An 11,442-nucleotide genomic window follows, 5' to 3' on the forward strand; every position below is an offset into this window, starting at 1 on the left:
TTACGTTTTTCTTCTTCTACTTTTTGTTGCTCTTCTTGCTTACCTTTTTCTTCCTCTACTACTTTTTTGTCTTCATCCACTTTTTGCTCATCTGGTGCGCCCTTTAATTTTTCTTCATTACCTTTACAAGCACTTAAAGCAATTACACATAAACTCATAAGTGCAAATAATAATAATTTCTTTGACATTTAAAAATCCTCCTATATATACATTACAAATTAATAACTTTCATAGCATAACAAAAACACAATCCTTTCTTTGTCAAAATTTGTCGTATATATTTATTTTCTACTAAGACACTGACACTACAATAAAAATGGAGATTATTATATCGATTCGTGCAAAAAATACGCTCGCCTGCTAATCAAGTATACTTAATTCATGAAAACCTTCATCTATTTAGTGAAACCATTGAAAAAACATTAATAATCCCAAATATTTTAATTAACATAATCTATCACTTACAAGCAATAGAAAAGGATCTTTCAATTGAAGATCCTTTTCTATTGCTCATTTAACTAAAAAAATTGGTTAACTACATAACGCTCTTCTAACTTTCCTTGCGAAGCTTAGCGGATCATCAACGTCTTCAATATTAACGTAAATTAAATTTGGATCATCACATAACCACTCATTGTGTATAGACGAAACAATTATTCCTTGTTTAATAATAGTAGCAACAAATCCATTGACTTCTTTTTGTAAGAGCGCTACCCGGCCTAGACATAATGCCCGTCCAGTTTTATTATCTCTTGATTCGAATGAGAAGGAACTTGTTACTCTAAAACGTTTTCCTAAGATTGTTGCTCTTATTTCATCCCGATTTATTGTTGCTACACATTTTCCACCGGCAAACCCTTCTTGGCCACCGATAATTCTTGCAAACTGTTGACAAATTAATTCATCATTACACGCCATACCTTTCATCATCCCCCCTTTTACTGTTAAGTTATGAATGAATACAAAGGTCTGAAACGGTAATGAATCTATTCTATTACAAAAAAGATTTTCAGAACCTAACGAAGTCTATTATATAGTGAGACATTTTTAGAAAGCATAAAAAATACACCCTAAGGTGCCATCCTACGACTTGAAAATCCTATCTATGTATGAAAAAAATTTAGAAAAGGCCAATACAAAAGAGAAAGTTCTAACTGTAATGTATAGAGTGCTTACGATATTAAGAATCCCCGTTATATTACTTTCTGATCAGTCTCGTTAAAGCCATCCCAAGAAATCCAACACCCATTCCTATGAGCCATCCAGTTTGGGCATTACCTAACATAGATCCCACTCCTCCGCCAAGAAACATGCAACCAACGAATACTAATCCTCCAATTCCCCAATTCGGCCGTTCCATAGTTCATTCACATCCTTTCAGTAAAATATATGCTATTTGCTACCTCAACTTTCTTGCATAGGATGGTTATTTATTTTGCGTAGTTTTAGTACTTTCAGGGAATTCATAAGATGTAGAGAATGAGCCATTTAAATAAATGGCAGAAGGATGATTTGATTATTTATATTACAATACCTTAAGAGCTATGGAACAAATTCTTCAACTAATCAACTAATAGAAGCCTGGAGATTTTCCACAATCAGTAGCTCGTCGCTATCAAACTAAAATTTCATTTGAGGGAAGAATATATTTGTTTACATGATAGCAATGGGATTCCTCCAGTATTTCGAACAAAAACCACACTAAGCACATTTTCATACAAAAAAGCCGATTTTTGTCCCACTAAGGATAAACCGGCTCATTGTAATTGACCTTGAAGGATTCGTTATATAAATTCGTCATTTTCATCAAAAAACATAGCTCTAGCTAATACACTTTTATCCGGTTTTTGGTTAATAGACACATGTGATTTAAATTATCCTTTGTTATATAGACCAGTCATCTGCCACATTTCTTTTTACATATATTTTTTAAAAGAAGGTTTCCATTCTGATAAATCCTTATAAACAAACGTTATGTTGTTACATATTTCCTCTGCAACTTCGTACATATGTTTTATATCATTAGCCGTAAATAATATAGACCCTTTGCGTTGCGTGCTATCTACAATAGTTGGTATGATGTCGCCCTCTTTTACTACTAGATCAATTAATACGACCTCGGATATGTTAGTTAATCCTTTATACTTGATTTCTTTTAAGCAACCTGGTTTTGGAATCAAGCTTAAAGACATAGCTTGACATTTTGAAGGTAGACATCTAAATTCATCTATAGTCTCAGTAGCTAGCGTATCATAATAGTATCCAAATTGAGATATGCCAGTTGTTAGTTCCACCATCTTCCAGATGTTGCCACCACCTATTCTAACTTGAGACTCTATAATTATTGGTTTATTGTGTTTGTCTATCTTTATTTCTGTATGAGTAATGCCATTTTCCATTTGCATATCGTCCAAAAATAACATTACTTTCTCCATAATGAATTGTTTTTGAGATTCATCTATAGGTGCCGGCATAATCGTATAGTTTATTATAAATGTATCTTCTTTACATACTTCAGCTGATATAGCAAGTATAGAATGTTTTTTGTTATAAGAAACGGTTTCAACCGTATAAACTACATCCCCTTCAATATACTCTTCCACTAAAACAGGTAGTTGAATACCATTTTCTTCAATAAACACCCCTACGTCATCTCTCGAGTCTAGCTTATATACTCCTTTACCCCCTGCCCCAATCGGCGGCTTTATTATAACACTATCTTTTTTATTCAAAAATTCATTAATATCTTCAGTGTTATTACAAACTATCGAATCTATTGAAAAGTCTTTACTTGCTAGCATTTCACGCATCATGTCTTTATTGCGAGTTATCATATTAGCATTGTAAGAAGGTCCTTTAACATTAAAAATCTTTGCAATTATGCAAGCCGTATCTAATGCTGTTTCGTTAAAAGACACAACCACATGAAAAGGTCGCTCTTTGCATAATTCTTCAGCATAGTATATAGACAAGGGTATGTTTGTTGTGTCTATTTCTTTTTTATAGAAACATTTTTCTAAGATAACTCCATCAAAATATATGTGTTTAGCGTAAGATCCTATATACGAAACAGTATACCCACTATCTAATGCATCTTGTATAGGTTTTGTCCATCCCCCTATAAATAAAATGTGTGGTTTATTTTCTATGTCATTTCCTTTTAATACCTTATACATCATAATCATCCCCTCTCAAATGAACTCGTATATTCAATGTCAGTTCCTTTTGATACGCCTCGTCTTAACAACGCCACTAAACACAATGTTGTTCCGAAACCTCCTATAAATAACGTAGTTTGAAGCCCGAATATAGAAATTAAAAATGCACTAGTAAAACTTCCCAATGCCCAAGCTCCCCAATTAAGCGTGCGCTGTACAGCATTTACTCGGCCCAGCATGTGATTTGGTGAGGCAAGTTGTCGTATAGTTGCAGCGTAAGGGCCAAATACACCTTCTCCCATACCATGTATGATACTTGCGGCTACTATACCGTAAACTGTTCCCATATATCCCATTATCGGTATAAAAGCCAAACCGGTAACTGATACAGTAGCGCTATAAATAAGCATTTTTGTATTATTAATTTGTTGACTTTTTTTCATGAGAACCGTATTACCTATTAAAAATCCGGCCGCTGCTGAACCTACAACAAACCCTATTTCAATTTCAGATAGACCCATTACCTTATAAAGGAATATTACTAAAATACTATTTAATATGTATTTAAAAAAACCGTAAACAGCACCACATGTCACAATTGGCTCTAATACAGGGTGTTTTTTGAAATATATCAAACCCTCATATATGTTTTCGTATATGGATTTTATATTTACGTCTTTTAAAGAACCCTCTGTATGCGGTTTAAACTTTGAAATATATAATACAAACATAAAACAAACAAAATACGTTACTGCGTCAACAGTAAACGATCCTGTTAATCCGACTAGAGTAATGACGATTCCAGCTAGCATAGGACCAATTACTATAGAAAGAGACTCCGAAAGTGCTAGTTGAGCATTAGCTTTTTTTAAGTTGTCTTTATCTGTTACTATTTCCGGTAAGAAAGAAGGAATGGCAATGTTGTAAAACGTGGTGAATATTCCATTTAAAAACATGATAAATACCAGTAAAGGGAACGTTATTATATTTGTTACAGTCAGTATGAATACTGATAAAAACAATATTCCTTGACATATACTACAAATTAGCAAGACATTTTTCCTATGGAAAATGTCTATTAAAGCACCGGCTACTAACCCGAAAATTAGATAAGGGACGAATATAACCCCACGAAGTATAGCAGCATTTGCTTCACTTGTTTGTAACACCTCTAATGCAAAAAGTGGCAAAGCTACTATTGTAAACTGAGTACCTAATAAACTTATAGACTGTCCTAGCCAAAGCTTGTGAAAATTAAAATGTTTGCTATCTTTCATAATATCCCCCCGTTAAATCCATCTTTTTAAATGATCAACTTTACGATATAAGTCAGAGCCGGCAACTCCTATCTTTCAACTAATATCTGTACCACATAAAAATTCGAAACCTAATATAAAATCGATTCTAGTTTCAAAATGAAGACTAGATGTTTAAAAATCTTCTAGCTAATGAAAAGCTCATCTTCCGAAAGATACTTCCGCATTTGTTTATAAACCAATTGGTATACTGATGGAATTCACTTGTAAGAATCTAATTGTTAATTAGTTTGTTTCGAATTCATTTCCCAATCGTATGTCACTTTGCATCACCTCCAGCATCAGTATAACCTTGAAGGCACGCTATTGTACGCATTTTGGAATGTAACCGCAAGATAACGAAGCTACGATGACGAAATAAATGGATTTAACCTTGTCATTGGAGGACATATTTACATGACAATTGATTAAAATAGATCATGCACTATGAAATAAATTTTTAGATAAACCAAAATAACATGCAAAAAGCCTTTACCATGTTTGTTTAGATACTTTGCTTCTGTGAAGTAACAATAAAGTTTTTTCCGTAGTCTTTTTAGTATAAATTAGTTAAAAACAAAGACTACTTACTATACGCGAAAGAGTATAAAATGGATGAATTATATAAAAAGTTTTCAAACAATATTTTTTAGTCTCCTTAAGTTGATAGCTATAGACTGAAACCATACCCGCAAAAAGCGTTAGCCTGGAACGGACATAAAAAAGCGAGTCCATGAATGAAATTCGTTCATGGACTCGCTAATCATCTTTATTGGAATTTTCAGTGCCCTCCTATGCAGGTAGAGGAATTTTCATGGGAATATCAATCCCATGTTATGATTGCAGGCTTTCAAGAGCCGAGGTGCGGTAATTCGTATTTTGCTCAACAGTAGCTTCTGAAAGTGCCTTCTTCAATGCCACAGCGTTCAAATCCTTCTCGATAAAATCAGGCGTTCCAGACGCAGGGGTGCCAAGTTGAACACGCCATGAATCGTCAATGGAACCGCCATCGACAGGATCAAAACCGAGTGAGTTGACAAGCTTCATCACAACCGCTTTGGCCGCAGGATCGTCTGCAAAAACCGGTAGTGCAATCCGATCCTCAGCGCCTTCCGGTTTCGCCAGATCAATAATACGCTGAGCTACGATGTTGCTGAACGCTCTGACGACTGGGGCACCGATTTGCTGCTCCACCCAACGGCTTTCCGTTTTTATGCTGCCATCAAGGAGTTGTTCAATTCTGCCATCCCGATGTACAGTATAATTGTTGGTATCAATGATAAAGGCTTTGGCTTGTCGAAGATCGAACAATCCGCGAGGAAGTGACGCAATTTTGCCGAAAGGGATCGCCAGAATAATAAGATCGGCTCCACGCACCGCTTCTTCATTCGTCACCGGACTCGCTCCAGTAAGAGTTGCGACCTCCGCCAAAGTGTCTGGTCCGCGTGAATTTGAGATGTTAACCTGATGACCCAAAGTGACAAGCTGTTTCGCCAAAGTTGACCCAATAAAGCCAGCGCCAATAATTCCAATATTCATACCCATATTCCCCCAATTCTAATATTCTTAACCACTTTACAAATTTTTCATCTCCGCAAATTCATTTATCTACAATAAGATTAATGTGCGCCACTTAATTTAACTAAAATTTTTGATTGCGATTTATCATGAATTAACGCTTCAAAGCCTTGTTCAGCAATATTATCTATATCAATTTTACTTGTAATAATTGATTGCGCGGGTAATCTTCCATTAGCAAGTAATTCAATAACCTCATTGTAAGTTTCATTACTGTATCCTACAGACCCCATTAATTTTACACCACTAAAAATTAGTGCAGCAGGAACATTAAGCTGGATATCTTGTGTATGGAAGCCGATAACCATCATTGTGCCACGAACTTTAGTTGATTGTATGGCTTGATTAAATGTTGACTCAACACCTGCAGCTTCAACTGTCACATCTGCTCCATCTGGGAATAATTTACGAATTGCTTCAACAGGATTCACATCTTTAGCATTAAAGACATGTGTTGCACCCATTTCAGTTGCTTTATCGAGTCGACTATCTAACAAATCGATAACAATAATATTAGAAGCACCTGCAGCTTTTGCACCTAAAACAGCAAATAATCCAATAGGACCCGCTCCATAGACAACGACGGTATCCCCTTCTTTTACATTTGAATCCTTAATGGACTGGAAAGATACAGCTGCTGGTTCAACCATGGCTGCTAATTCTAGTTTTAAATGATCTGGAATTTTGAAAAGCGTTTTTTGTGGAAGTATCACGTATTCAGCGAACCCTCCGTCGATTTGTGCACCAACTGCGTCTAAAGTAGTGAAACGTTCAGTTTCAGCATTTGAAGGGTCTTTAAGCATCGTTGGATAGATACATACTCTGTCACCTTTTTTAAATTTTGTTACATGAGAGCCGACCTCTGCAATTTCACCAGAAAATTCATGTCCGAGTACCGTCTTCTTATTCATTGGTACTGAATCTGGATGCAAGTATGCATGCAAATCAGAACCACAAATACCAGCCCATGCCACTTTAACTTTTACGTCATTCGGTTGTAATTCTTTCGCTTCTCTTTCCTCAATACGAATATCTCTTTCACCATACCACACTGCAGCTTTCATCAAAAATCCTCCTTTAAACAATTCAACTGTTGTATATTTATTCATTGAGCATGAGATTGCAATTCATTTTTTTAATATGAAAGCAGGTCTCCTTTGCTATGTTCATTAATCTATCATAGGTTTTGGAGGAATTCGATGAGCAAAAAATAATATATGTCTCAAAGTGAGACATATATTTTGAATTGGTTCATTTATTTAGAAATTCTTAGAAATCCTAATTAATTCTTCTTTTGAAAATGGATATTCATTCCCTATCCATTTCTTTATAATCTCAAAAAAACCACTACAGTAGAAATCGCATAGTACCATTGGATATTCAGAGTTTTGGATCCGTTTGGAAAGTGGGTCATTATATTTCATTGAAGTTTCATATAAATCTTTCGAACCATACTGGATCAATTTTTCGTATAACTCAAGGCTATTATTTTTACTGGTAATATTAAAAAACAATGTACGATTAACATCGATGTATTCAATTATTTCTTCAAATAATGTACGTTCTAAATCCATACCTTGCTTTGTTTGTTCAAAGAGGCTAATTGCGATGGAATTTGAAGCATCACTAAATAGCTCATATTTATCTTCGTAATGCCGGTAAAATGTGCTTCTATGAATCATTGCTTTTTCACAAATATGATTAATTGTGATGGATGAAAATGTTTTTTCTTTTAATAACTCCATGAACGCATCTTTTATTATGTTTTGCGTGCGTAAACGTGTAAAATTGCTCAATTCAAGTATCCTCCTATATTTAGCTCCCAAGTAATGCTTAAAATTATAATAGTTTAGACCGCATAGTCTTTTTTCTTTTAGTATGCCTAAATCCATAATAATATGGAATTCTTTTTCCTAAATATAATACTTTTTATAAAATGATTTTTAATTTTAGCTTGATAGCTCTAATTTATGAATAAAATTGGCCCTGGCACTTAAACCAGAGCCAAAATGCTTATTTTATATGGAGTAGTTCACTTTTCACAGGGAAAGAACTTAATCCATATATAGTACTACTATTCGATATAGGAGTGGGAAGATTCTCGTCAATAAACGAAAATGATTTATATCTTTTTATTAATTCTGTCAATACAATTTTAGCTTCTAATCTAGCTAGAGGCGCGCCTAAGCAAAAGTGAATACCATGCCCAAATGTTAGATGAGGGTTTCGTCCACGATAGATGTTGAAACTATCACCATCTGTGAATTGATGCGAGTCACGATTAGCTGATCCTACCCAAGCTGAGATGATTTGATCTACTTGTAAAGTTTGGTCCTTTAATTGAATCTCTTTTTTTACTCTTCGTGTAATTCTTTGAACCGGTGAACGATACCGCAATACTTCTTCAATTGCTTTTGGAATAAGAGATATATCCTGTTGTAATTGCTCATAAACATTTGGATATTCTATAAAACAATATAATGCGTTTCCAAGTAAATTGGTCGTTGTTTCATTTCCCGCTACTAATAGTAGTTTACAAAACGATACTAATTCTTTACCTGAAATGCTTTTTTCCGCTTCACTTTGAACTAATAAAGAAATAATGTCGTTTGCATCTTTTTGGGATTTTTCTCGATTGAGTTGTATGATTTCTTCAAAAAAATCTCCTAATTCATTTTCTGCTTGTAAACGTGTATGAAAAAATTCTGCCAAATAATCCGGATCATCATGACTCGGTGAACTTACGATAATGTCAGACCATTTCTTAAACCTTTCCATATCCTTAGCAGAAACCCCTAACATTTCAGCAATTACTATAACTGGTAAAGGATAAAATAACTCCCTTACAATATCAAAAGTTTTACGATTGGATAATTGATTAAGTATATCGTTTGTGATTTGCTGGATTCTCGGCTCCCATTCTCTTAATGATTTAGGAGTGAAAGACCGATTTACAATAGAGCGAATTTGCGTATGTTTTGGCGGATCCATCCCAAGAATACTTTGTGGAAATGGAGACTTTTTCTTCTCGGGCATAATATTAGAAAAATGCTCTTTATCCTCTAAAACAGTTTTTACATCTTCATACAAAAAAACATTCCACATATCAGCCTGATGGTTAAAACAAATGGGCTCTTTTTCCCGCATCTCTTTATACCATGCAAATGGTTTATAAGGATCTTCTAACGCCTTTTTTCCTATCAGCTTACTTGTAGGAATCATATCAATTGATTGGTAAGGTGTTTTCATATATAACAATCTCCCCTCTAAAAATATTTTCACACCGAATACAATTCACCGAATAATATTCGGCGTATTGAGGATTATACACCAAAAAACAAAATATTCAAACTAATTTTCCGCTTTTAAGATATCAATTCATATATAATCAGCCCTCACCAATTGGATAAAGTGAAACTTTAATCAGTGGGGTTTTTCTTCATCCCCCACTGATTATTAGTTGAACCAATCGGGCTTTTATGGGCAGTTGATCCCCCACCTAACTTCTTTGCTTTCGCTAAATTTTGAGGTGGGGGTCTTACTGCCCATTAAAGCGGGATAAATGTTGTATAAAAAATCCGCCACAAAGAAAACAACAAGCTCTACGAATTTCCATTTCATGTTGTACATTTAAATTCCACATTGATCCATTTCAAGATAGTTCATTCCCCATTAGATATGTTTGCACATCCCTTTTGAAAAGGAGAAGAACAAACAAATTACATGTAAAAAGAGACGCTACTTAAAAAACTCAGCATGATGAATCTTATTTATATATAGAATCGGCCCTAGTGTACCTGCACTAGGGCCAAAATATTTATTTTATATGAATAATTTCACTTTTCACTGGGAAAGATTTCAATCCATATACAGAACTACTATTTGAGATAGGAATGGGAAGATTTTGGTCAATAAACGAAAATGATTTATATTTTTTTATTATTTCCGTCAATACAATTGTAGCTTCTAACCTAGCTAGTCTAGCACCTAAGCAAAAGTTGGTTCCATAACCAAACCCAAGATGAGGGTTTCGCGGACGATGTATGTTGAAACTATCAGCATCATTGAAATAATGAGAGTCACGATTAGCTGATCCAATCCAAGCTGTGACTGTTTGGCCTACTTTTAAAGTTTGGCCATTTAATTGCATTCCTTTTTTTACTCTCCGTACAATTCTTTGAGCTGGTGAACGATAACGTAATACTTCCTCAATTACTTTTGGAATAAGAGATATATCCTGTTGTATTTGCTTATAAACATCTGGATATTCTATTAAACAATATAATAAATTACCAAGCAAGTTAGTTGTAGTTTCATTTCCTGCTACTAATAGTAGTTTGTAAAATGATACTATTTCCTCACCTGAAATTTTATTGTCTGCTTCACTTTGAACTAATAAAGAGATAACATCATCGGAATTATCTTTTGACTTTTCTCGCTTGATTTTTAACATTTCTTCAAAAAGTCCCTCTAATTCATTTTCTGCTTGTAAACGTCTCTGAAAAAATTCTGTTAAATAATCCGGATTATTGTGACTGGGTGAACTTATTATAATGTCAGACCATTCCTTGAATCTGTCCATATCATTAATAGAAACACCTAACATTTCAGCAATTACTATAATTGGTAAAGGATAAAATAATTCCTGTATAATATCAAAAGTTTTACGATTGGATAATGGATTAAGTATATCTTCTGTGATTTTCTGGATTCTCGGCTCCCATACCTCTATTGCTTTAGGAGTAAAAGACCGATTTACAATAGACCGAACTCGCTTATATTTCGGTGGCTTTATCCCAATAACACTTTTTGAAAATGGAGTTTTTTTCTTCTCGGACATAATATTAGAAAAATGCTCTTTATCCTCTAAAACTATTTTCACATCATCATACAAAAAAACATTCCACATATCAGCCTGATGATTAAAACAGATAGGTTCTTTTTCCCGCATTTCTTTATACCATACAAATGGTTCAAATGGATTTTCTAAGTTCTTTTTTTCTATTCGCTTATTCGTAGGAATCATAACGATTGATTCATAAGTGGTTTTCATATATAACATCTCCCCTCAAAAAACCATCTTCATTACACCGAATATAATTCACCGAATCATATTCGGTTTAATGAAGATTATATAACAATCAACTATATTTTCAAACCACTTTTTCATTTCTAAGATATCAGTTAATATATAATCAAGGAGGAATAAACTTTGTGTAAAAAAAATTTGACCAAAAGAAAACAACAAGCACTACTAACACAGAACAATATATTTCATGTGTTTTTAAATTTAACGAAAGAAAAAAAAATTGAGAATATAACAATTGAAGATATTTGTAAAAAAGCAAATGTTTCAGTAGGAACTTTTTATCATTATTTTTCTTCCAAAGAGGATATTTATAAAAAAATAT

Annotated in this window: 10 protein-coding genes and 1 pseudogene; 1 reads left to right on the top strand and 10 read right to left on the bottom strand. The window is 33.9% G+C overall.

All coding sequences use genetic code 11. The annotated features are described in order from the left end of the window. From MR079_RS25775 to MR079_RS25820, 10 genes and pseudogenes are all read right to left on the bottom strand, one after another. Window positions 1-188 (bottom strand): annotated as a pseudogene (locus MR079_RS25775) (YwbE family protein); the annotation flags it as partial. A gap of 343 nt (window positions 189-531) precedes the next feature. Then, on the bottom strand, window positions 532-918 hold the full coding sequence (locus tag MR079_RS25780; protein WP_116733364.1) for a DUF1259 domain-containing protein: 387 nt from the start codon (window positions 916-918) through the stop codon (window positions 532-534). Window positions 919-1,198: 280 nt separating this feature from the next. Continuing rightward, on the bottom strand, window positions 1,199-1,360 hold the full coding sequence (locus tag MR079_RS25785; protein WP_033691926.1) for a hypothetical protein: 162 nt from the start codon (window positions 1,358-1,360) through the stop codon (window positions 1,199-1,201). 556 nt (window positions 1,361-1,916) lie between these two features. After that, a complete protein-coding gene (locus MR079_RS25790) occupies window positions 1,917-3,185 on the bottom strand; it encodes an ATP-grasp domain-containing protein (RefSeq protein WP_139866069.1) in 1,269 nt (422 codons plus the stop codon). Then, window positions 3,182-4,435, bottom strand: a complete 1,254-nt coding sequence (locus tag MR079_RS25795; protein ID WP_242294877.1) for an MFS transporter — start codon at window positions 4,433-4,435, stop codon at window positions 3,182-3,184. Before MR079_RS25795 ends, MR079_RS25790 begins: the two co-directional genes overlap by 4 nt. Window positions 4,436-5,287: 852 nt before the next feature. After that, complete coding sequence (locus tag MR079_RS25800) at window positions 5,288-5,992, bottom strand: NADPH-dependent F420 reductase (protein ID WP_139866071.1); 705 nt, start codon at window positions 5,990-5,992, stop codon at window positions 5,288-5,290. Between the two features lie 80 nt (window positions 5,993-6,072). Further along, window positions 6,073-7,095 (bottom strand): 2,3-butanediol dehydrogenase, encoded by a 1,023-nt coding sequence (locus tag MR079_RS25805; RefSeq protein WP_242294878.1) that lies wholly within the window; start codon window positions 7,093-7,095, stop codon window positions 6,073-6,075. A 195-nt stretch (window positions 7,096-7,290) separates the two neighbouring features. After that, window positions 7,291-7,827 (bottom strand): TetR/AcrR family transcriptional regulator, encoded by a 537-nt coding sequence (locus MR079_RS25810; RefSeq protein ID WP_000064554.1) that lies wholly within the window; start codon window positions 7,825-7,827, stop codon window positions 7,291-7,293. 217 nt (window positions 7,828-8,044) lie between these two features. After that, window positions 8,045-9,280: a cytochrome P450 gene (locus tag MR079_RS25815; protein WP_139866074.1), complete on the bottom strand. Its 1,236-nt coding sequence runs from the start codon at window positions 9,278-9,280 to the stop codon at window positions 8,045-8,047. Window positions 9,281-9,848: 568 nt separating this feature from the next. Then, window positions 9,849-11,084 carry a cytochrome P450 gene (locus MR079_RS25820; protein WP_242294879.1) on the bottom strand — a complete coding sequence of 412 codons (1,236 nt, stop codon included), beginning with the start codon at window positions 11,082-11,084 and terminating at the stop codon, window positions 9,849-9,851. 159 nt (window positions 11,085-11,243) lie between these two features. Between MR079_RS25820 and MR079_RS25825 the strand changes: the two genes are divergently transcribed. Further along, on the top strand, window positions 11,244-11,442 hold a 199-nt coding region (locus MR079_RS25825; RefSeq protein WP_242294880.1), incomplete at its 3' end, for a TetR/AcrR family transcriptional regulator.

The sequence above is a fragment of the Bacillus cereus group sp. BfR-BA-01381 genome (assembly GCF_022663555.1).
Classification (GTDB): domain Bacteria; phylum Bacillota; class Bacilli; order Bacillales; family Bacillaceae_G; genus Bacillus_A; species Bacillus_A pacificus.